Origin of the sequence: Enterobacter sp. BWH64 (genome assembly GCF_001037645.1) — a bacterium.
GTDB classification, from domain to species: Bacteria; Pseudomonadota; Gammaproteobacteria; order Enterobacterales; family Enterobacteriaceae; genus Enterobacter; species Enterobacter hormaechei_C.
The window spans coordinates 4632205-4655075 of record NZ_KQ089922.1; the positions used below are offsets into that span (position 1 = coordinate 4632205).

At 57.0% G+C, this 22871-nt stretch carries 14 protein-coding genes; 10 read left to right on the plus strand and 4 right to left on the minus strand.

Features of this window, described 5'->3' with window-relative positions; all coding sequences use genetic code 11:
• Positions 1 to 88: 88 nt before the first annotated feature.
• Entirely contained in the window at positions 89 to 1171 is a 1083-nt protein-coding gene (gene lptG, locus SK50_RS22060; RefSeq protein WP_001147540.1) for an LPS export ABC transporter permease LptG, read from the minus strand.
• Complete coding sequence (gene lptF / locus SK50_RS22065) at positions 1171 to 2271, minus strand: LPS export ABC transporter permease LptF (protein ID WP_003861881.1); 1101 nt, start codon at positions 2269 to 2271, stop codon at positions 1171 to 1173. Before lptF ends, lptG begins: the two co-directional genes overlap by 1 nt.
• Before the next feature lie 265 nt (positions 2272 to 2536).
• On the opposite strand from lptF, the gene pepA reads away from it, so the two are divergent.
• From pepA to SK50_RS22090, 5 genes are all read left to right on the plus strand, one after another.
• Complete coding sequence (gene pepA, locus SK50_RS22070; protein ID WP_003861882.1) at positions 2537 to 4048, plus strand: leucyl aminopeptidase; 1512 nt, start codon at positions 2537 to 2539, stop codon at positions 4046 to 4048.
• Positions 4049 to 4165: 117 nt separating this feature from the next.
• Positions 4166 to 4609 carry a DNA polymerase III subunit chi gene (holC, locus tag SK50_RS22075; RefSeq protein ID WP_003861884.1) on the plus strand — a complete coding sequence of 148 codons (444 nt, stop codon included), beginning with the start codon at positions 4166 to 4168 and terminating at the stop codon, positions 4607 to 4609.
• On the plus strand, positions 4609 to 7464 hold the full coding sequence (locus SK50_RS22080; RefSeq protein WP_017382726.1) for a valine--tRNA ligase: 2856 nt from the start codon (positions 4609 to 4611) through the stop codon (positions 7462 to 7464). The genes holC and SK50_RS22080 overlap by 1 nt, the downstream gene beginning before the upstream one ends.
• Before the next feature lie 123 nt (positions 7465 to 7587).
• Positions 7588 to 8091, plus strand: a complete 504-nt coding sequence (locus SK50_RS22085) for a GNAT family N-acetyltransferase (RefSeq protein ID WP_017693907.1) — start codon at positions 7588 to 7590, stop codon at positions 8089 to 8091.
• An 83-nt stretch (positions 8092 to 8174) separates the two neighbouring features.
• Positions 8175 to 9194, plus strand: a complete 1020-nt coding sequence (locus SK50_RS22090; RefSeq protein ID WP_015571992.1) for an NADPH-dependent aldehyde reductase Ahr — start codon at positions 8175 to 8177, stop codon at positions 9192 to 9194.
• 92 nt (positions 9195 to 9286) lie between these two features.
• Here SK50_RS22090 and SK50_RS22095 read toward each other — a convergent pair whose 3' ends face one another.
• A complete protein-coding gene (locus SK50_RS22095) occupies positions 9287 to 10933 on the minus strand; it encodes a dihydroxyacetone kinase subunit DhaK (protein ID WP_015571993.1) in 1647 nt (548 codons plus the stop codon).
• Between the two features lie 137 nt (positions 10934 to 11070).
• On the opposite strand from SK50_RS22095, the gene SK50_RS22100 reads away from it, so the two are divergent.
• Entirely contained in the window at positions 11071 to 12573 is a 1503-nt protein-coding gene (locus SK50_RS22100) for a helicase HerA-like C-terminal domain-containing protein (RefSeq protein ID WP_048229932.1), read from the plus strand.
• Here the strand turns inward: SK50_RS22100 and SK50_RS22105 are convergent.
• A complete protein-coding gene (locus SK50_RS22105) occupies positions 12553 to 13494 on the minus strand; it encodes a tRNA modification radical SAM protein MnmL/YtqA (protein WP_096152317.1) in 942 nt (313 codons plus the stop codon). The genes SK50_RS22100 and SK50_RS22105 overlap by 21 nt on opposite strands.
• Before the next feature lie 687 nt (positions 13495 to 14181).
• Here SK50_RS22105 and gltB point away from each other — a divergent pair.
• The 4 genes from gltB to SK50_RS22125 all read left to right on the plus strand — a co-directional run bounded on the left by gltB (position 14182) and on the right by SK50_RS22125 (position 22790).
• Positions 14182 to 18642, plus strand: a complete 4461-nt coding sequence (gene gltB, locus SK50_RS22110) for a glutamate synthase large subunit (protein ID WP_017382722.1) — start codon at positions 14182 to 14184, stop codon at positions 18640 to 18642.
• Positions 18643 to 18651: 9 nt separating this feature from the next.
• Positions 18652 to 20070 (plus strand): glutamate synthase subunit GltD, encoded by a 1419-nt coding sequence (gltD, locus tag SK50_RS22115; RefSeq protein ID WP_017382721.1) that lies wholly within the window; start codon positions 18652 to 18654, stop codon positions 20068 to 20070.
• Between the two features lie 187 nt (positions 20071 to 20257).
• Entirely contained in the window at positions 20258 to 21508 is a 1251-nt protein-coding gene (gene codB / locus SK50_RS22120; RefSeq protein WP_017693905.1) for a cytosine permease, read from the plus strand.
• Positions 21498 to 22790 (plus strand): cytosine deaminase, encoded by a 1293-nt coding sequence (locus SK50_RS22125; RefSeq protein ID WP_017693904.1) that lies wholly within the window; start codon positions 21498 to 21500, stop codon positions 22788 to 22790. Before codB ends, SK50_RS22125 begins: the two co-directional genes overlap by 11 nt.
• Positions 22791 to 22871 lie beyond the last annotated feature (81 nt).

The following is a 22871-nucleotide window of genomic DNA, read 5'->3' on the forward strand; positions in this document are numbered from 1 at the left end:
GAGGCGTTGAAGGTTGTGAGAAAAAGTGCGGAGTGAAACAGGAGATTAGCCTCGCCCCCGGGCAACCGGGAGCGAGGAAGAAGGTTTATCAGGAGCGTTTTAGCAGCATCCAGAGGCTGATCAGGAAGAAACTGGCGCTCGGCAACAGTGCTCCGATAATTGGCGGAATGCCATACACCAGCGTCAGCGGACCGAAAATCTGATCGAGGACGTAGAACACAAAACCAAAGCTGATACCGGTTACCACGCGAACCCCCATCGGCACGCTACGCAGCGGTCCAAAGATGAACGATAGCGCCATCAGCATCATCACGGCCACGGACAGCGGCTGGAAGATTTTGCTCCACATGTTGAGCTGGTAACGCCCCGCATCCTGTCCGCTCGATTTCAGATACTTCACGTAATTATGCAGACCGCTGATGGAGAGCGCATCGGGATCGAGCGCAACCACCCCAAGCTTGTCCGGCGTCAGGTTGGTTTTCCAGGTACCGCTAACGGTCTGCGAACCGGTGATCTGTTTCGGGTTCGTCAGGTCAGATTCATCAACCTGGGATAACCGCCACAGCTTGTTGTTCGCATCAAATTTAGCGGAGGCGGCATAACGCACCGACTGTAAACGACGATCGTTATTGAAGGCATAGATACTCACGCCGCCCAGTTCATCGTCCCCTTTCACGCGTTCGATATAGACAAAGTTCTGACCATCTTTCGCCCATAATCCCTGCTGCGTGGAGAGCAGTGAACCGCCGTACATAGCCTGAGCACGGTAGTTACGCGCCATCTGTTCGCCCTGTGGCGCGACCCATTCGCCAATCGCCATGGTCAACAGCACCAGCGGGATCGCGGTTTTCATCACCGACAGCGCAACCTGCATACGGGTAAAACCCGATGCCTGCATCACCACCAGCTCGCTACGCTGAGCCAGCATCCCCAGGCCCAGCAGCGCCCCCAACAGGGCCGCCATCGGGAAGAAGATCTGCACATCTTTTGGTACGCTGAGCAGGGTATACATCCCGGCGCCCAACGCGTCGTAACTCCCCTGCCCGGCTTTTTTCAGCTGGTCGACAAATTTGATAATGCCCGAGAGCGACACCAGCATGAACAGGGTCATCATGATGGTGGTGAAAATCGTTTTACCGATATAGCGGTCAAGTACGCCAAACGCCTGCATTAGATGGCTCCTTTACGCGTAAACCGGGCACGAAGACGACGCACAGGCACCGTGTCCCACAAGTTGAGTCCGACTGCCAGCAGCAGATACAAACCATTCACGACCCAGGTCCAGATCATCGGGTCAATTTTTCCTTTCCCGCCGTTAGACTTGATTGAGGTTTGCAGCAGGAAGAACACCAGATACAGCAGCATCGCTGGCAGCATCGACAGCACGCGGCCCTGGCGCGGGTTTACCACGCTCAGCGGAACCACCATCAGCGCCATCATAAATACGGTGAATACCAGCGTGATACGCCAGTGCAGTTCAGCACGCGCACGATCGGTATCGGTATTCATTAAGGTGCGCATATCCATCTGCTCAGTATCCGTGGGATCGAGCGCAACGGCCTGATGGCCAATGATGGCCTGGTAGTTCTGAAAATCGGTAATACGGAAGTCGCGCAGCATAGCCGTGCCTTCGAAACGCGTTCCTTTGTTCAGCGTGACAACCTGAGAGCCGTCTTTACGCTGCGACAGCTGACCGGAGTCCGCCACCACCACAGAAGGCCGAGCGTTACCTTTCGGGCGCAGTTGAGCAAGAAACACGTCATTGAAGCGGTTGCCATCAACGCTTTCGATAAACAGCACGGAGTTACCGTCGGTAGCCTGCTGGAACTGCCCCTGCGCCAGCGCCGCCAGCCCCGGGTTAGCTTTTGCTTCCGCCAGCACCTCATCCTGATGACGAGAGGAGGTCGGCCCTGCCCACATGACGTTAACCGCGGCAACAATGCCCGTAAACAGCGCCAGCACCATGGCTGCTTTTACCAGTACGGCTTTACTGAGGCCGCAGGCATGCATCACGGTGATTTCACTTTCGGTATAGAGCTTACCCAGGGTCATCAGCAGACCAAGGAACAGGCTTAACGGCAGGATAAGCTGCGCCATTTCCGGCACGCCAAGCCCGAGCAGGGAAAGCACCAGATTCGTTGGGATTTCGCCATCAACCGCCGCGCCGAGGATCCTGACCAGCTTCTGACAGAAAAAGATCAGAAGGAGGATAAAGAGGATCGCCAGTTGGCTCTTCAGCGTCTCCCGAACCAGATATCTTATGATTATCACTTTAAATACGCCCGTTAAAACTCGTCTTATGCAGGAATTTAGCTTGTTTCATGGCTTAAACGTCATTTATTCTCTTGAGTCGTCGAAATCATCGCTAAGATTAAAAAACCCGGCGGATTCGCGCTTCATGACATTTATTGACGTGTCGAAACCGTAGTAACGTAAGATTAACACGAAGTCACCACAACGGCGGACATGAGTTACGAAAGGTTTCAATTCTATCCGTAGCCGCCGCCGTTGTCTTTAAGATTCAGGAGCGTAGTGCATGGAGTTCAGTGTAAAAAGCGGTAGCCCGGAGAAACAGCGGAGTGCCTGCATCGTTGTGGGCGTCTTTGAACCACGCCGACTCTCCCCGATCGCCGAGCAACTCGATAAAATCAGCGACGGTTATATCAGCGCCCTGCTGCGCCGTGGCGAACTGGAAGGCAAACCAGGGCAGACCTTGTTGCTGCACCATGTTCCGAACGTCCTGTCCGAGCGTATTCTGCTGATTGGCTGTGGTAAAGAACGTGAGCTTGATGAGCGCCAGTACAAGCAGGTTATTCAGAAAACCATTAATACACTGAATGATACTGGTTCGATGGAAGCCGTCTGCTTCCTGACGGAGCTGCACGTTAAGGGCCGCAACACGTACTGGAAAGTGCGCCAGGCCGTCGAAACCGCAAAAGAGAGCCTCTACAGCTTTGATCAGCTGAAAACCACCAAAAGCGAGCCGCGTCGCCCGCTGCGTAAAATGGTCTTTAACGTGCCAACCCGTCGCGAGCTGACCAGCGGCGAGCGCGCCATTCAGCACGGTCTGGCCATTGCCGCCGGTATTAAAGCGGCAAAAGATCTTGGCAATATGCCGCCAAACATCTGTAACGCCGCGTACCTGGCATCTCAGGCGCGCCAGCTGGCTGACGCCTACAGCAAGAACGTCATCACCCGCGTTATCGGCGAACAGCAGATGAAAGAGCTGGGGATGCACTCTTATCTGGCGGTCGGTAACGGTTCCCAGAACGAATCCCTGATGTCGGTCATTGAGTACAAGGGTAATCCGTCAGAAGATGCGCGACCCATCGTGCTCGTCGGTAAAGGGCTGACCTTCGACTCCGGCGGTATCTCCATCAAGCCTTCAGAAGGCATGGATGAGATGAAGTACGACATGTGCGGCGCGGCGGCGGTTTACGGCGTCATGCGCATGGTCGCGGAACTTCAGTTGCCCATCAACGTGATCGGCGTGCTGGCGGGCTGCGAAAACATGCCTGGCGGCCGCGCTTATCGTCCGGGTGATGTGCTAACCACCATGTCCGGCCAGACCGTTGAGGTGCTGAACACCGACGCCGAAGGCCGTCTGGTGCTGTGCGACGTGCTGACCTACGTTGAGCGTTTCGAACCTGAAGCGGTTATCGACGTGGCTACCCTGACCGGCGCCTGCGTGATCGCGCTGGGGCACCACATCACCGGCCTGATGTCGAACCACAACCCGCTGGCGCATGAGCTGATCGGCGCGTCCGAACAGGCCGGCGACCGCGCGTGGCGTCTGCCGCTGGGGGACGAGTTCCAGGAACAGCTGGAGTCTAATTTCGCAGACATGGCGAACATCGGCGGTCGTCCTGGCGGAGCAATCACCGCAGGCTGCTTCCTGGCGCGTTTCACCCGCAAGTACAACTGGGCGCACCTGGACATCGCGGGGACCGCATGGCGCTCCGGTAAAGCCAAAGGCGCGACCGGACGTCCGGTGGCACTGCTGTCGCAGTTCCTGCTCAATCGTGCGGGTTTTAACGGCGACGAGTGATGTAAAACGCCGGGTGGCGGCTACGCCTTACCCGGCCTACACGCCACTCAACCGTAGGCCGGGTAAGCGAAGCGCCACCCGGCTTTGCATTTAAATCCACGACAAGAAGCCCCATATATGAAGAATGCAACGTTCTACCTTCTGGACAATGACACCCATCAGGATGGCCTCAGCGCCGTTGAACAGCTGGTGTGTGAAATTGCCGCAGAACGTTGGCGCGCAGGTAAACGCGTCCTGATTGCCTGTGAAGATGAGCAGCAGGCGATTCGCCTGGATGAAGCGCTATGGGCGCGCCCGCCGGAGAGTTTTGTTCCGCATAACCTGTCGGGCGAAGGTCCACGCGGCGGGGCACCGGTGGAGATTGCCTGGCCGCAAAAACGCAACAGCAGCGCGCGCGACATTCTCATTAGCCTGCGGACAGACTTTGCAGATTTTGCCACCGCTTTCACAGAAGTGGTAGACTTTGTCCCTTACGAAGAATCCTTGAAACAACTGGCGCGCGAACGCTACAAAGCGTACCGCCTGGCCGGTTTTAACCTGAATACGGCAACCTGGAAATAATGGAAAAGACATATAACCCACGCGATATCGAACAGCCGCTTTACGAGCACTGGGAACAGCAGGGCTATTTCAAGCCTAACGGCGACGAAAGCAAAGAGTCCTTCTGCATCATGATCCCGCCGCCGAACGTCACCGGCAGTTTGCATATGGGGCATGCTTTCCAGCAGACCATCATGGATACCATGATCCGCTACCAGCGCATGCAGGGCAAAAATACCCTGTGGCAGGCGGGGACTGACCACGCGGGTATCGCGACCCAGATGGTGGTTGAGCGTAAAATTGCCGCTGAAGAGGGTAAAACCCGCCACGACTACGGTCGCGACGCGTTCATCGACAAAATCTGGCAGTGGAAGGCAGAATCCGGCGGCACCATTACCCGTCAGATGCGCCGTCTCGGCAACTCCGTAGACTGGGAGCGCGAGCGCTTCACCATGGATGAAGGTCTGTCCAACGCCGTGAAAGAAGTCTTTGTGCGCCTGTACAAAGAAGACCTGATTTATCGTGGCAAGCGCCTGGTCAACTGGGACCCGAAACTGCGCACAGCCATCTCTGACCTGGAAGTGGAAAACCGCGAGTCTAAAGGCTCCATGTGGCACATCCGCTATCCGCTGGCCGACGGCGCAAAAACCGCCGACGGTAAAGATTACCTGGTGGTGGCGACCACCCGTCCGGAAACCCTGCTGGGCGATACCGGCGTGGCCGTTAACCCGGAAGATCCGCGTTATAAAGATCTGATCGGCAAATTCGTGGTGCTGCCGCTGGTGAACCGCCGTATTCCGATTGTGGGCGACGAACACGCCGACATGGAAAAAGGCACCGGCTGCGTGAAAATCACCCCGGCGCATGACTTCAACGACTATGAAGTCGGTCGTCGTCATCAACTTCCGATGATCAACATTCTGACCTTCGACGGCGATATCCGCGAAAGCGCAGAAGTGTATGACACCAAAGGCAACGAATCCGACGTTTATTCCAGCGACATCCCGGCTGAGTTCCAGAAGCTGGAGCGCTTTGCCGCGCGTAAAGCCATCGTAGCCGCCGTTGACGCACTCGGCCTGCTGGAAGAGATTAAACCTCACGATCTGACCGTGCCGTACGGCGACCGTGGCGGCGTGGTTATCGAGCCAATGCTGACCGACCAGTGGTACGTGCGTGCCGACGTGCTGGCGAAACCGGCTGTTGAAGCGGTTGAGAACGGCAGCATCCAGTTCGTGCCGAAGCAGTACGAAAACATGTACTTCTCCTGGATGCGCGATATTCAGGACTGGTGTATTTCCCGTCAGCTGTGGTGGGGTCACCGTATCCCGGCGTGGTACGACAACGAAGGCAATGTCTACGTTGGCCGCACCGAAGAGGAAGTGCGTCAGGAAAACAACCTGGGCGCTGACGTTGCCCTGCGCCAGGACGAAGACGTGCTGGATACCTGGTTCTCCTCCGCACTGTGGACCTTCTCTACCCTCGGCTGGCCGGAAAACACCGACGCGCTGCGTCAGTTCCATCCAACCAGCGTGATGGTATCCGGCTTCGACATCATCTTCTTCTGGATCGCCCGCATGATCATGATGACCATGCACTTCATCAAAGACGAAGACGGCAAGCCGCAGGTTCCGTTCCATACCGTCTACATGACCGGCCTGATCCGCGACGACGAAGGCCAGAAGATGTCCAAATCCAAGGGTAACGTTATCGACCCGCTGGATATGGTGGACGGTATCTCTCTGGAAGAGCTGCTGGAAAAACGTACCGGCAACATGATGCAGCCGCAGCTGGCGGAGAAAATCCGCAAGCGTACCGAGAAGCAGTTCCCGAACGGGATAGAATCTCACGGTACCGACGCCCTGCGCTTCACCCTGGCGGCGCTGGCCTCCACCGGTCGTGACATCAACTGGGATATGAAGCGTCTGGAAGGTTACCGTAACTTCTGTAACAAGCTGTGGAACGCCAGCCGCTTCGTGCTGATGAACACCGAAGATCAGGATTGCGGCTTTAACGGCGGCGAAATGACCCTGTCTCTGGCAGACCGCTGGATCCTCGCGGAATTTAACCAGACGGTGAAAGCATTCCGCGACGCGCTGGACAGCTACCGCTTCGACATCGCGGCAGGCATCCTGTACGAATTCACCTGGAACCAGTTCTGCGACTGGTACCTAGAGCTGGCGAAGCCGGTCATGAACGGCGGTTCTGAGGCGGAGCTGCGCGGCACGCGTAATACGCTGATTACCGTTCTGGAAGGTCTGCTGCGCCTTGCGCACCCGATCATTCCGTTCATCACCGAAACCATCTGGCAGCGCGTGAAGGTGATTGCCGGTATTAATGCCGATACCATCATGCTCCAGCCGTTCCCGGCATTCGACGCCGCGAAAGTGGATGAAGCCGCGTCTGCGGATACCGAGTGGCTGAAGCAGGCGATCGTTGCGGTACGTAACATCCGCGCGGAAATGAACATCGCTCCGGGTAAACCACTGGAGCTGCTGCTGCGCGGTTGCAGCGAAGCTGCCGTTCGTCGCGTCACCGAGAACAACACCTTCCTGAAAACCATGGCGCGTCTGGAAAGCATCACCGTGCTGCCTGCCGATGACAAAGGTCCGGTTTCCGTGACCAAAATCATCGACGGCGCGGAGCTGCTGATCCCGATGGCGGGCCTGATCGACAAAGATGCGGAGCTGGCGCGTCTGGCGAAAGAAGTGGCGAAAGTCGACGTGGAAATTGGCAAAATCGAAAGCAAACTGGCGAACGAGGGCTTTGTGGCCCGCGCGCCGGAAGCGGTCATCGCCAAAGAGCGTGAGCGTCTGGTTGCCTTCGCCGATGCGAAGACTAAACTGATCGAGCAGCAGGCGGTTATCGCGGCGCTGTAATGCTTTTACCCCTTACGCTTCAGGGCGTAAGGGGTATCCTTCCTGAAAACTCCTCGCTTGCACTCCCCTTTCTGCGGTGCTATTAACAGCAGTTGTGTGTCAATTTTTGTCATGAGTAATGCTATGAGCGTGATTACCCCCGTCGCGACGACAATGCGTCGGATCACTGAGCAGGACAACCCGGCTATCGCCGCCGTTATCCGCACGGTTTCTGCCGAATATGGCCTGACCGCCGACAAAGGCTACACCGTGGCCGACCCAAATCTGGACGAACTTTTTCAGCTGTACAGCCAGCCGGGCCATGCCTACTGGGTCATCGAGCAGGACGGCCAGGTCGTGGGCGGCGGCGGCATTGCCCCACTGCTTTGCAGCGAGCCGGATATCTGTGAACTCCAGAAAATGTATTTCCTGCCAACGATACGCGGACAAGGCCTGGCGAAAAAGCTGGCGCTGGTCGCCCTGGAACATGCACGCTCACAGGGCTTTAAACGTTGCTACCTTGAAACCACCGCTTTCCTTAAAGAGGCCATTGGCCTGTATGAACATCTCGGCTTTGAGCATATCGATGCGCCACTGGGCTGCACGGGCCACGTGGACTGCGAAGTCAGGATGCTGAAAAATCTGTAAGTTTTGTTCCTGCCGTCTTCTGTTAAGCGTCTGTAAACTGAATGCTCTACACTCACAGTTCACACCAAAACAGGGGAAAAGCGATGTCGAAGATAAAAAGCTACGCCGCACCGCAGGCGGGTGCAGAACTTGAGCTGTACGAGTACGATGCGGGCGAACTAAAAGCGGAAGACGTCGAAGTACAGGTTGATTACTGCGGGATCTGCCACTCAGATCTCTCGATGATCGACAATGAATGGGGCTTCTCCAGCTATCCGCTGGTGGCCGGGCACGAAGTCATTGGCCGCGTCGTGGCGCTCGGCAGCGCCGCGCAGGACAAAGGGCTGAAAGTGGGCCAGCGCGTGGGTATCGGCTGGACGGCACGCAGCTGCGGCCACTGCGACGCCTGTATCAGCGGCAATCAGATCAACTGCCTTGAGGGCGCAACGCCGACCATCCTGAACAAGGGCGGTTTCGCCGATAAGCTGCGCGCCGACTGGCAATGGGTTATCCCGCTGCCGGACAGCATTGATATTGAATCCGCAGGTCCGCTGCTGTGTGGCGGTATCACCGTCTTTAAACCGCTGCTGATGCATCACGTCACCGCCACCAGCCGCGTGGGCGTGATCGGGATTGGCGGTCTGGGCCATATCGCCATCAAGCTGCTGCACGCGATGGGCTGTGAAGTGACGGCGTTCAGCTCTAACCCGGCGAAAGAGCAGGAAGTGCTGGCGATGGGTGCGGATAAAGTGGTGAACAGTCGCGATCCCCAGGCGCTCACCGCTCTGGCAGGCCAGTTTGACCTGATCATTAACACCGTGAACGTCGATCTCGACTGGCAGCCGTACTTTGAAGCCCTGGCCTACGGCGGTAACTTCCACACCGTGGGTGCGGTGATGAAGCCGCTGCCGGTTCCGGCGTTTACCCTGATCGGCGGCGATCGCAGCATATCCGGCTCTGCTACCGGCACACCATATGAGTTACGCAAGCTGATGAAGTTTGCCGGACGCACAAAAGTGGCGCCAACCACCGAGCTGTATCCGATGTCAAAAATCAACGAAGCGATCCAGCACGTGCGCGACGGCAAAGCCCGCTACCGCGTGGTGTTGAAAGCGGATTTCTGATGTGAGATTGCCGGGGAATGTGCGGCCTGATGCCCTCACCCCAACCCTCTCCCACAGGGAGAGGGCGCAAACACTAAAAACGGTAACGGTTGTTACCGTTTTGCATCTACCATGGTCTTAAACACTTCCGCCACCGCGACCGCCCCCGGATCCATCACCCCGTCCAGATTCTCTTTATTCACGTACGACGAGCGTCCCGCGCCGGCTTTCGCCATTTTCGCCGTTGCTTCAGCCCCTTGCTGCGCGGCCTGCGCTGCCGCCTGAATATTGCCTTTCTGTAACGCCTCCAGCGCCGGTTGCAGGGCATCGATCAGCGTACGATCGCCGAGATCTGCACCGCCATACTGCTTCATCTGCGCCAGTCCGCTCAGCAATGCTTCAGGTAGCGACTGTCCATCGTGAAGCTTTTGTCCTGCCGCAGTGAAGAAGATCGACATCAACACCCCACTCGATCCGCCCATCACCGTTGCCAGCCGCTCGCCAACCAGCAGGAGGAATGTCGGCACGTCGTTAAGGGGCAGGTTGTTCTCCTCAAGTCGCTGCGCAATATCCCGCGCCCCTTGCGCAAAGGTGGAGCCCGTATCGCCATCGCCTACTTTGGCATCCAGCGCGTTAAGGCGATTTTCCAGCTGGATCAATGTTTTCGTTACCGAGGCGACGGCCTCGCTCACCTGCGGATTGTCCGACGGGGTATATTCCACGCGATCATGAAGGGCGCTATGGGGGACGGTACGCAGGGGCGCGAACGCGACGGGCTTCTGCCAGCCCAGCGTCTCGACCTCGGCGTGAATCGCCTTCTCGAAGAAATCGTTGAGCTTTAACAGCGTTAGCGAAAAGCCTTTCATATCCAGCGCACTCACCAGCGGCGCCGGGCCAATCAGATACGCAATGTTCTCTTTCAACGCCGAATGCGCCAGCTCTTTGGTGAGCAGAGCCATCTCCAGCGCTGACACGCCGCCGAGGTTGTTGATCAGCACCGCAAAGCGCCCGTCACCCGCCTGGGCTTTTAGCGGCGTCACCAGCGTATCGATAATCGCCCTGCTGTTCTGCGTATCCACCACCGATGCCCCCGGCTCGCCGTGAATCCCCAGCCCCAGCTCCACGTGGCCTTGCCTGATGCGTCCTTCTTCATCATCGCTACCCGGCAGGTTACAGGTTTGCATCGCAACCCCCAGGCTCCAGAGGTTATCGCAGGCCTGTTGTGCAATATCCCGCACGTCGTTTAGCGATTTCCCCTGTTCTGCCGCATATCCCGCAATCTTATGCACCAGCGCCGTTCCCGCGATACCACGCGGCTGCTTGTTATCCGGTAGGGCGATATCATCCGCCACGATAACCATCTCGACCTTCAGGCCGTAGCGTTTGGCTTTTTCCGCCGCCAGGCCAAAGTTAAGCCGGTCACCGGTGTAGTTTTTCACAATCAGCAGGCAGCCACGATCGCCCGTCACCGCCACAATGGCATTGAGGACCGCATCCACGCTTGGGGAAGCGAACAGATCGCCACACACCGCTGCGGTAAGCATGCCTTTACCGACGAACCCGGCATGTGCCGGTTCATGGCCGGAGCCGCCACCGGAGATCACCGCCACGCGGCTTTTATCCCAGTCGCCGCGAGCCACCACGCGGATGGCCGGATCGATATCCAGTTTGACGAGATTACCGTGCGGCGCGGAGAGAAGTATGCCTTCAATGGCATCGTTGACAAGCTGTTTGCGGTCGTTAAAAAAGAATCTGGACATAGTTTCCCAAAATTTTGTTTACCGTATGCAAAAGCATAGTCCGCACTGGATAATGCGCCGCAAAGTGAGGAATTTACGCAGACATTTTGCCGTCAGGTTGCCTATACTCCACCCAGGACTACGAGAGGACGTGCATCATGAGTACACCATTGTTAATCGCCAGGACGCTGGAAAAAGAGCTGTTTTTACTGCCCGCGATGGCGAACCGTCATGGCCTGATCACCGGCGCGACCGGGACGGGAAAAACCGTCACCCTGCAAAAGCTGGCTGAGTCGTTGTCAGAGACTGGCGTGCCGGTATTTATGGCTGACGTGAAGGGCGATTTAACCGGGGTGGCTCAGGAAGGTGCAGCGTCAGAAAAACTCCTCGAGCGCCTGAAAAATATCGGCATCACCGACTGGACGCCGCACGGTAATCCGGTGGTGGCCTGGGATATCTTCGGCGAAAAAGGCCATCCGGTGCGCGCCACCGTCTCCGACCTCGGCCCGCTGCTGCTGGCCCGTCTGCTTAACCTCAACGACGTGCAGTCCGGGGTACTGAACATTATCTTCCGTATCGCCGACGATCAGGGGCTACTGCTGCTCGACTTCAAAGATCTGCGCGCCATCACCCAGTACATTGGCGATAACGCCAAATCCTTCCAGAACCAGTACGGCAATATCAGCAGCGCCTCGGTGGGCGCCATTCAGCGCGGGCTCCTGACGCTGGAGCAACAGGGTGCCGAACACTTCTTCGGCGAGCCAATGCTGGATATCAAAGACTGGATGCGTACCGACAGCAGCGGCAAAGGCATCATCAACATTCTGAGCGCAGAGAAGCTCTACCAGATGCCGAAGCTTTACGCCGCCAGCCTGCTGTGGATGCTCTCTGAACTGTACGAACAACTGCCGGAAGCAGGCGATCTGGAAAAACCCAAACTGGTGTTCTTCTTTGACGAAGCGCACCTGTTGTTTAACGACGCGCCGCAGGTGCTGCTGGATAAAATTGAACAGGTTATCCGCCTGATCCGCTCCAAGGGTGTCGGGGTCTGGTTTGTGTCGCAAAACCCGTCGGATATTCCGGACAACATACTGGGGCAGCTGGGTAACCGCGTGCAGCACGCCCTGCGCGCCTTTACGCCGAGAGATCAGAAAGCGGTGAAAGCCGCGGCGCAAACCATGCGTGCCAATCCGGCCTTTGATACCGAAACCGCCATTCAGGCGCTGGGTACCGGTGAAGCGCTGATTTCGTTCCTCGATGCAAAAGGCAGCCCGACAGTTGTCGAGCGTGCGATGGTGATTGCGCCCTGCTCGCGCATGGGGCCGGTAACGGACGATGAACGCAACGGCCTGATTAATCACTCCCCGGTGTACGGGAAGTATGAAGACGAGGTGGATCGCGAATCCGCGTTCGAGATGCTGCAAAAAGGGGTGCAGGCGACTGCCGAATCGCAGGATGCCCCTGCCGCAAAAGGGCAATCTGTTGCCGTGGACGACGGCATTCTCGGCGGGCTGAAAGATATTCTGTTCGGCAGCACCGGGCCACGCGGCGGCAAACGCGATGGCGTGGTTCAGACCATGGCAAAAAGCGCGACGCGTCAGATTACCAACCAGATAATACGCGGCATGCTGGGAAGTCTGCTAGGCGGCCGTCGCCGGTAGCGGGGGAACCCACGGGCGGCCAAGCGCCGACCCCTGTACGCCGTTCTCCTGTAGATAGCGGTCGATTTCCAGCATCCCCGTCCAGCGGTTCTCACACCAGAGCGGTGCCAGAAGCGTTGGGCGGCGGGCGCTGGCCGAGATGCGGTGGTAAACAATCTCCGGAGGCGTGTGGCGAATCATCTCCCCCGCCGTCACCGTATAGTCGTCGAGTTCGATACCACTTAACCGCCCCGCTTCCCAGGCTTTCGCCATTATGCTGCCCTTCACGATATGCAGCGGATGCAGCTTAATGCCATCCACGCCGGTCTCGACGACTTTTTCCAGCGTTTCCAGCCCGTGCTGCTGCCCTTCTCCTGGCAAGCCGACAATCAGATGCGAGCAGACTTTTAATCCACGCTCACGGGCGAGACGCGTGGTGCGCTGGTAGCAGGCGAAATCATGCCCGCGATTGATACGGTGCAGGGTTTTGTCATGCGCGGTCTGCAAGCCCAGCTCCAGCCAGATCTCGTAGCCCTTCTCTTTGTACTCACTAAGTAAATCCAGCACGGCCTCCGGCACGCAGTCCGGACGCGTCCCCACGCACAGCCCGACAATGTTCGCTTGAGCAACCGCCTGCTGATACATCGAGCGCAGTACCTGCACCTCAGCCCACGTGCTGGTGTAGGCCTGGAAATAGGCCAGATACTGCTTCGCGCGATTCACCAGACTCGCCTGATGGGCGAGCTGTTCAGCGATAGATTTATGCTGCTGGGCCTCGTCAGCAAACGAGGCCACGTTACAGAAAGTGCAGCCACCACGCCCGATGGTGCCATCGCGATTCGGGCAGCTAAAGCCGCCGTGCAGCGTCAGTTTGTGAACCTTTTGCCCATAGCGCTGCAAAAGATCCCCACCAAACATATTGACTAATTTCTGTAACTGCATAATCTGATAGACCGTCCCGAAGAAAGGGGACAAGCCTGCCATTTTTAGCCTCTGTCGGCGATGACCTGGATCAATCGCCTTGGACGGCCTTTATCTGTTTGAATAAATAATCACGATTACCGAGATTTCATTCACCCTGTACGTAATTACTTTTCCTTATGTTCTGATGGTTTTTTTCATTTATAGCGCCAGGACTGAAAAACAGTGATTTTATGCGGATTTGAATGCAACACCAGATTAATATTCTGCTATAAATCTGCATTTCAGCACGCTGCATCGATAATACCGCTTTCATATAGTGAGTCAGATCACACTCCCCTGCACCTCCCCGGTGCTTTAAGTGGTTGTAAAAATAGTTAAATACATATTAAAAACAAAAAGATAACTACGCTTTAGCACATTTTTGTATAAATAAGATTGCCATTTGACCTGTGTACCAATTCCCGATAAGTTGGAAATCCGCTGGAAGCTTTCTGGATGAGCGGCCTGCTCATCATATTTATGCAGTAATTGAGATTCCCTCTGAAGCAAGTCCTCAAACTTGTTTACCTGCGCGAAAGGATGAAAAAGAGGGCGAATGCGAGGTCCGCGTATGAAACGCTAACCCCGTCGCCATGCTCTTTCTGCGCCTGTGCGCCACGGTAAAGTTCAGTGGGAAGCCCGACGAGCCTGGGGAGGTTCACTGATATGTTGTACGATAAATCCCTTGAGAAGGATAACTGTGGTTTCGGCCTGATCGCCCACATAGAAGGCGAACCTAGCCACAAGGTAGTGCGTACTGCTATTCACGCACTGGCCCGTATGCAGCACCGTGGCGCCATCCTTGCCGATGGTAAAACCGGCGACGGTTGCGGCCTGCTGCTGCAAAAACCGGATCGTTTCTTCCGTATCGTAGCGGAAGAGCGCGGCTGGCGTTTAGCCAAAAACTACGCTGTCGGTATGCTGTTCCTGAATCAGGATCCTGAAAAAGCTGCCGCCTCACGCCGCATCGTTGAAGAAGAACTTCAGCGTGAAACCCTGTCGATCGTCGGCTGGCGCGATGTGCCAACCAACGAAGGGGTGCTCGGTGAAATCGCCCTCTCCTCGCTGCCTCGTATTGAACAGATTTTTGTCAATGCGCCTGCGGGCTGGCGTCCGCGTGATATGGAACGCCGTCTGTTTATCGCCCGCCGCCGCATTGAAAAACGTCTTCAGGATGATAAAGAGTTCTACGTCTGTAGCCTCTCTAACCTTGTGAACATCTATAAAGGTCTGTGTATGCCGGCTGACCTGCCGCGCTTCTACCTGGACCTGGCGGACCTGCGTCTGGAATCGGCCATTTGCCTGTTCCACCAGCGCTTCTCCACCAACACCGTTCCACGCTGGCCGCTGGCGCAGCCGTTCCGCTACCTGGCGCATAACGGCGAGATCAACACCATCACCGGCAACCGCCAGTGGGCCCGCGCCCGTACCTATAAATTCCAGACGCCGCTGATCCCGGACCTGCACGATGCCGCGCCGTTCGTGAACGAAACCGGCTCGGACTCCAGCTCCATGGATAACATGCTGGAACTGCTGCTGGCGGGCGGGATGGACATCGTGCGCGCCATGCGTCTGCTCGTGCCACCGGCCTGGCAGAACAACCCGGATATGGACCCTGAGCTGCGCGCGTTCTTCGACTTTAACTCCATGCACATGGAGCCGTGGGACGGCCCGGCGGGCATCGTTATGTCCGACGGTCGTTTTGCCGCCTGTAACCTGGACCGTAATGGTCTGCGTCCGGCGCGCTACGTTATTACCAAAGACAAGCTCATCACCTGTGCCTCTGAAGTCGGGATCTGGGATTACCAGCCAGACGAAGTGGTCGAGAAAGGCCGCGTCGGACCGGGCGAGCTGATGGTGATCGACACCCGCGGTGGGCGTATTCTGCATTCCGCCGAAACCGACAACGATCTGAAGAGCCGCCATCCGTACAAAGAGTGGATGGAGAAAAACGTGCGTCGTCTGGTGCCGTTTGAAGATCTGTCGGACGAAGAAGTGGGCAGCCGCGAGCTGGACGATGACACCCTCGCGAGCTTCCAGAAGCAGTTTAACTACAGCGCGGAAGAGCTGGACTCGGTTATCCGCGTGCTCGGTGAAAACGGCCAGGAAGCGGTCGGCTCAATGGGTGACGATACCCCGTTTGCCGTGCTCTCCAGCCAGCCACGCATTATTTATGACTACTTCCGTCAGCAGTTTGCGCAGGTCACTAACCCGCCAATCGATCCGCTGCGCGAAGCCCACGTCATGTCGCTGGCCACCAGCATCGGCCGTGAGATGAACGTCTTCTGTGAAGCTGAAGGCCAGGCGCACCGTCTGACCTTTAAATCACCGATCCTGCTGTACTCCGATTTCAAACAGCTCACCACCATGACCGAGGAGCACTATCGCGCCGACACGCTCGATATCACCTTCGACGTGACCGAAACGAGCCTCGAAGAGACGGTGAACGCGCTGTGCGATAAAGCCGAGCAGATGGTGCGTAACGGCACCGTTCTGCTGGTGCTGTCTGACCGCAACATCGCGAAAAACCGTCTGCCGGTGCCTGCACCCATGGCGGTGGGGGCTATCCAGACGCGTCTGGTGGACAAGAGCCTGCGCTGCGATGCCAACATCATCGTTGAAACCGCGAGCGCGCGCGACCCGCACCACTTTGCGGTGCTGTTAGGCTTTGGCGCCACGGCAATCTACCCGTATCTGGCCTACGAAACGCTGGCCCGCCTGGTAGATACCCGCGCGATCGACAAAGACTACCGCGCTGTGATGCTGAACTACCGTAACGGCATCAACAAAGGTCTGTACAAAATCATGTCCAAAATGGGCATCTCGACCATCGCCTCTTACCGCTGCTCGAAGCTGTTTGAAGCGGTCGGCCTGCATGACGACGTCGCCAACCTCTGCTTCCAGGGCGTGATCAGCCGTATCGGCGGCGCCGGTTTTGCTGACTTCCAGCAGGATCTGGTGAACCTATCGAAACGCGCCTGGCTGGCACGTAAGCCGCTGGAACAGGGCGGCCTGCTGAAATATGTCCACGGGGGTGAGTATCACGCTTATAACCCGGACGTGGTGCGCACGCTGCAACAGGCGGTGCAGAGCGGCGAGTACAGCGATTATCAGCAGTATGCAGAGCTGGTGAATAACCGTCCGGCAGCGACGCTGCGCGATCTCATTGCCCTCAATCCAGGTGATGAAGCGGTCAGCATTGACGAGGTTGAACCCGCGTCTGAGCTGTTCAAACGTTTCGACACCGCGGCGATGTCTATCGGCGCGCTGAGCCCGGAAGCCCACGAAGCGCTGGCGGAAGCCATGAACAGCATCGGCGGCAACTCCAACTCCGGCGAAGGCGGTGAAGATCCGGCCCGCTATGGCACCAATAAAGTGTCCCGTATTAAGCAGGTGGCGTCTGGTCGCTTTGGCGTAACGCCTGCGTACCTGGTTAACGCCGACGTGATTCAGATTAAAGTCGCGCAGGGTGCGAAACCGGGTGAAGGCGGTCAGCTGCCGGGTGATAAAGTCACCCCATACATCGCTAAGCTTCGCTATTCAGTGCCGGGCGTGACGCTGATCTCCCCGCCGCCGCACCACGATATCTACTCTATCGAGGATCTGGCGCAGCTGATTTTCGACCTGAAACAGGTCAACCCGAAAGCGATGATCTCCGTGAAGCTGGTTTCCGAACCGGGCGTTGGCACCATTGCCACCGGCGTGGCGAAAGCCTATGCGGATCTGATCACCATCGCCGGTTACGACGGCGGCACCGGCGCAAGCCCGCTCTCCTCCGTGAAATACGCGGGTTGTCCGTGGGAGCTTGGCCTGGTGGAAACCCAGCAGGCGCTGGTCGCTAACGGCCTGCGTCACAAGATCCGTTTGCAGGTGGACGGCGGACTGAAAACCGGCCTCGACATCATCAAAGCGGCGATTCTGGGAGCGGAAAGCTTCGGCTTTGGTACCGGCCCAATGGTTGCGCTCGGCTGTAAATACCTGCGTATTTGCCACCTGAACAACTGTGCAACGGGCGTTGCTACCCAGGACGAAAAGCTGCGTAAAAATCACTACCACGGCCTGCCGTTCAAAGTGACCAACTACTTTGACTTCATCGCCCGTGAAACCCGCGAGCTGATGGCGCAGCTGGGCGTGAAGCGTCTGGTAGACCTGATTGGCCGTACCGACCTGTTGAAAGAGCTTGAGGGCTTCACGGCCAAGCAGCAGAAGCTGGAGCTGTCTAAGCTGCTGGAAACCGCTCAGCCGCATCCTGGCAAAGCGGTTTACTGTACCGAGAACAACCCGCCGTTCGACAACGGCGTTCTGAACGCACAGCTGCTGCAACAGGCGAAGCCGTATGTGGATGAGAAGCAGAGCAAAACGTTCTGGTTTGATATCCGCAACACCGACCGTTCCGTGGGTGCGTCCCTCTCCGGTTACATCGCGCAAACGCACGGTGACCAGGGTCTGGCGTCGGATCCGATTACCGCGCACTTCAGCGGTACCGCGGGTCAGAGCTTCGGCGTGTGGAACGCAGGCGGAGTTGAGTTATACCTGACCGGCGATGCCAACGACTACGTCGGAAAAGGCATGGCGGGCGGTCTGCTGGCAGTGCGTCCTCCGGTTGGTTCAGCCTTCCGCAGCCATGAAGCGAGCATCATCGGCAATACCTGTCTGTACGGCGCAACCGGCGGTCGTCTGTTTGCCGCGGGCCGTGCGGGCGAACGTTTTGCGGTGCGTAACTCCGGCGCCATCACCGTGGTGGAAGGCATCGGCGATAACGGCTGTGAATACATGACGGGCGGAATTGTGTGCGTCCTGGGTAAAACCGGCGTGAACTTTGGCGCGGGCATGACGGGCGGTTTTGCCTACGTCCTGGATGAAGACGGTGAGTTCCGCAAACGCGTGAACCCGGAGCTGGTGGAAGTGCTGGACGTTGATACGCTGGCCATCCACGAAGAACACCTGCGCGGTTTAATTACCGAACACGTGCAGCATACCGGTTCTTCGCGCGGCGAAGAGATCCTGGCCAACTGGCCGGCGTTCTCTGCGAAATTCGCGCTGGTGAAGCCGAAGTCCAGCGATGTTAAAGCCCTGTTGGGTCACCGTAGTCGTAGCGCAGCAGAGCTGCGCGTGCAGGCGCAGTAAGGAATTCAGATGAGCCAGAACGTTTACCAGTTTATCGACCTTCAGCGTGTTGATCCGCCAAAGAAACCGCTGAAGATCCGTAAAATTGAATTTGTTGAAATCTATGAGCCGTTTTCAGAAGGCCAGGCCAAAGCACAGGCAGACCGCTGCCTGTCCTGCGGTAACCCTTACTGCGAATGGAAGTGTCCGGTCCATAACTACATCCCGAACTGGCTGAAGCTGGCCAACGAAGGGCGTATTTTTGAAGCCGCCGAGCTGTCTCATCAGACCAACACCCTGCCGGAAGTGTGCGGCCGCGTGTGCCCTCAGGATCGTCTGTGTGAAGGCTCCTGTACGCTGAACGACGAGTTTGGCGCGGTAACCATCGGCAACATCGAACGCTATATCAACGATAAAGCGTTCGAGATGGGCTGGCGCCCGGATATGACCGGTGTGCGTCAAACCGACAAGCGCGTAGCGATTATCGGCGCGGGCCCGGCAGGCCTGGCCTGTGCGGACGTGCTGACCCGTAACGGCGTGAAGGCGGTGGTCTTTGATCGCCACCCGGAGATTGGCGGCCTGCTGACCTTCGGTATCCCGGCCTTCAAGCTGGAGAAAGAGGTGATGACCCGCCGCCGCGAAATCTTCACCGGCATGGGCATTGAGTTCAAACTCAACACCGAAGTGGGCCGCGACGTGCAGCTCGACGACCTGCTGAAAGATTACGACGCCGTGTTCCTGGGCGTAGGCACTTATCAGTCCATGCGCGGTGGTCTGGAGAACGAAGATGCGCCAGGCGTGTACGACGCGCTGCCGTTCCTGATTGCGAATACCAAACAGCTAATGGGCTACGGCGAGACCGCCGATGAGCCGTTCGTCAGCATGGAAGGCAAACGCGTGGTGGTGCTGGGCGGCGGTGATACCGCAATGGACTGCGTGCGTACCTCCATTCGCCAGAATGCGGCGCATGTCATCTGTGCCTACCGCCGTGACGAAGAGAACATGCCGGGCTCTAAGCGCGAAGTGAAAAACGCACGTGAAGAGGGCGTCGAGTTCCAGTTCAACATCCAGCCTCTGGGTATTGAAGTGAATGCCAACGGTAAAGTGAGCGGCGTGAAGATGGCGCGCACGGAGATGGGTGCGCCAGATGCGAAAGGCCGTCGTCGCGCGGAGATCGTGGCCGGTTCTGAACACGTGATCCCGGCTGACGCCGTGGTGATGGCGTTTGGTTTCCGTCCTCACAGCATGGAGTGGCTGGCGAAGCACAGCGTAGAGCTGGACTCTCAGGGCCGCATCATTGCGCCAGAAGGCAGCGATAACGCGTTCCAGACCAGCAACCCGAAAATCTTCGCCGGTGGCGACATCGTTCGCGGCTCTGACCTGGTGGTCACGGCGATTGCCGAAGGCCGTAAAGCGGCTGACGGGATCATGAACTTCCTGGAAGTGTAAGCCCCTCTGACTCCCCGGCAGAAGCATAAAGCGGAACGCTGGGGAGCCTGTTTTCAGTAGCCTACCCTTAAGTTAATGGTGCCTTTTTAAGCAAAAAAGCAGCGTAAATCCCGACGTAAACGTTTGCTTTCGTGAAAAAAATGTATATTATGCGGCGGATTTTTTGGCCAAAATTCAAGGAGGCATTGTGTCGCAAGATAACAATTATAGCCAGGGCCCCGTCCCTCTGGCGGCGCGGAAAGGCGTGGTTCCACTCACTTTTGTGATGTTAGGGTTAACGTTTTTTTCCGCCAGTATGTGGACCGGAGGCACGCTCGGTACCGGTCTTTCCTATAATGATTTCTTCCTCGCAGTTCTCTTCGGCAATCTCCTCCTCGGTATTTACACTGCTTTTCTTGGCTACATTGGCGCAAAAACCGGCCTCTCAACCCATCTTCTTGCGCGTTACTCGTTCGGTATAAAAGGTTCCTGGCTTCCCTCCATGCTTTTAGGCGGTACGCAGGTAGGATGGTTTGGCGTCGGCGTAGCGATGTTTGCCATCCCGGTGAGTAAAGCCACGGGCATCGACGTGAACATCCTGATTGCGGTTTCCGGCCTGTTGATGACGTTAACCATTTTTTTTGGCATCTCTGCACTGACGATTTTATCCATCATCGCCGTACCCGCTATCGTCATCCTGGGTAGCTACTCCGTCTGGCTGGCGGTGGACGGCGTGGGAGGATTGGACCACCTCAAATCCATTGTGCCGCAGACGCCGCTCAACTTTTCCAGCGCGCTGGCGCTGGTTGTAGGCTCGTTTATCAGCGCAGGCACGCTGACCGCCGACTTCGTCCGCTTTGGCCGCAATGCCAAAGGTGCCGTTCTGGTGGCGATGGTGGCATTTTTCCTTGGCAACTCGCTGATGTTTATCTTCGGTGCGGCAGGCGCTGCCGCCGTAGGACAGGCCGATATTTCTGACGTGATGATCGCCCAGGGACTGCTGCTGCCGGCCATTGTCGTTCTTGGCCTGAATATCTGGACCACCAATGACAACGCGTTGTACGCCTCTGGTTTGGGTTTCGCCAATATTACTGGCCTTTCCAGCCGTACGCTGTCGGTGGTTAATGGCATTATCGGTACGCTGTGCGCGCTGTGGCTATACAACAACTTCGTTGGCTGGCTGACCTTTTTGTCGGCAGCGATTCCGCCGGTTGGCGGGGTGATTATCGCCGACTACCTGATTAATCGCCGCCGCTATGCCAGCTTCGACCACGCAAAATTTGTGTCCGTTAACTGGATTGCCATTTTCTCGGTCGCCCTGGGTGTTGCTGCCGGGCACTACATTCCGGGAATTGTCCCCGTTAACGCAGTATTGGGTGGCGTCTTCAGCTATTTGGTGTTAAACCCATTCGCCAAACGTACCCTTGCTAATCCTTCGGAGGTTTCCCATGCAGAATAATTCCCTCACTATCCGTCAGGCCCGTTTGCAGGGGCAAGAGGGTTTATGGCAAATCACGATTGAGGACGGACGCTTCAGCCGTATCGATCCTCAGGAAACCGCCTCTGCGCCAGTCGGTCAGGTGCTGGACGCCGAATGCGGGCTGGTTATCCCTCCTTTCATCGAGCCGCATATCCATCTGGATACAACGCAAACGGCGGGTGAACCGAACTGGAACCAGTCCGGCACGCTTTTCGAGGGAATCGAGCGCTGGGCCGAACGCAAGGCGATGCTTACCCACGAAGACGTTAAAACTCGCGCGATGCAGACCCTGAAGTGGCAAATCGCCAACGGCATTCAGTACGTACGTACACACGTTGACGTCTCGGACCCCACCCTTACGGCACTGAAAGCCATGCTGGAGGTGAAGCAGGAAGTCGCCCCGTGGGTCGATATGCAAATTGTGGCATTCCCGCAGGAAGGCATTCTTTCTTATCCGAACGGTGAAGAACTGCTTGAGGAAGCCGTGCGTTTAGGGGCGGATGTCATCGGCGCAATCCCCCACTTTGAATTTACGCGTGAATATGGCGTTGAGTCGCTGCATAAAACGTTTTCCCTGGCCAGAAAGTACGACCGACTGATCGATGTCCACTGTGATGAAATTGATGATGAACAATCGCGCTTCGTTGAAACCGTTGCCGCACTGGCACATCGTGACGGAATGGGTTCACGCGTGACCGCCAGCCATACCACGGCGATGCACTCCTATAATGGCGCGTATACGTCCCGACTGTTCCGCCTGTTAAAAATGTCAGGCATTAACTTCGTGGCAAACCCGCTGGTTAACACGCATTTGCAGGGCCGTTTCGATACCTATCCCAAACGCCGAGGCATCACACGCGTCAAAGAAATGCTGGAAGCGGAGATCAACGTCTGCTTTGGTCATGACGACGTTTTCGATCCGTGGTATCCGCTGGGAACCGCGAATATGCTTCAGGTTCTGCATATGGGGCTGCACGTTTGCCAACTGATGGGTTACGGGCAAATAAATGATGGGCTTAACCTGATCACTACCCACAGCGCGAAAACGCTCGATTTGCAGGACTATGGCGTGCTCGTTGGGAATACAGCAAACCTGGTGATTCTCCCGGCAGAGAATGGGTTTGATGCAGTTCGTCGCCAGACGCCGGCACGATACTCTGTTCGCCACGGCAAGGTGATTGCCGAGACGGTGCCCAGCCAGACAACCTTGCACCTGACGCAGCCGGAAGCGGTGACGTTTAAGCGCCAGAATATCGAATAACATTGCCGGATGGCGGCTGCGCCTTATCCGGCCTGCAAATTACGTTATGCCCGCAGGCCTGATAAGCGAAGCGCCATCAGG

Bases quoted from the DNA above. Each gene is read 5' to 3' on its own strand.
- SK50_RS22085 (WP_017693907.1), top strand. From the start codon at position 7,588: ATGAGCGTGATTACCCCCGTCGCGACGACAATGCGTCGGATCACTGAG.
- SK50_RS22105 (WP_096152317.1), bottom strand. From the start codon at position 13,494: ATGCAGTTACAGAAATTAGTCAATATGTTTGGTGGGGATCTTTTGCAG.
- SK50_RS22100 (WP_048229932.1), top strand. From the start codon at position 11,071: ATGAGTACACCATTGTTAATCGCCAGGACGCTGGAAAAAGAGCTGTTT.
- SK50_RS22090 (WP_015571992.1), top strand. From the start codon at position 8,175: ATGTCGAAGATAAAAAGCTACGCCGCACCGCAGGCGGGTGCAGAACTT.
- SK50_RS22095 (WP_015571993.1), bottom strand. From the start codon at position 10,933: ATGTCCAGATTCTTTTTTAACGACCGCAAACAGCTTGTCAACGATGCC.
- pepA (WP_003861882.1), top strand. From the start codon at position 2,537: ATGGAGTTCAGTGTAAAAAGCGGTAGCCCGGAGAAACAGCGGAGTGCC.
- SK50_RS22125 (WP_017693904.1), top strand. From the start codon at position 21,498: ATGCAGAATAATTCCCTCACTATCCGTCAGGCCCGTTTGCAGGGGCAA.
- gltB (WP_017382722.1), top strand. From the start codon at position 14,182: ATGTTGTACGATAAATCCCTTGAGAAGGATAACTGTGGTTTCGGCCTG.
- gltD (WP_017382721.1), top strand. From the start codon at position 18,652: ATGAGCCAGAACGTTTACCAGTTTATCGACCTTCAGCGTGTTGATCCG.
- lptG (WP_001147540.1), bottom strand. From the start codon at position 1,171: ATGCAGGCGTTTGGCGTACTTGACCGCTATATCGGTAAAACGATTTTC.
- SK50_RS22080 (WP_017382726.1), top strand. From the start codon at position 4,609: ATGGAAAAGACATATAACCCACGCGATATCGAACAGCCGCTTTACGAG.
- holC (WP_003861884.1), top strand. From the start codon at position 4,166: ATGAAGAATGCAACGTTCTACCTTCTGGACAATGACACCCATCAGGAT.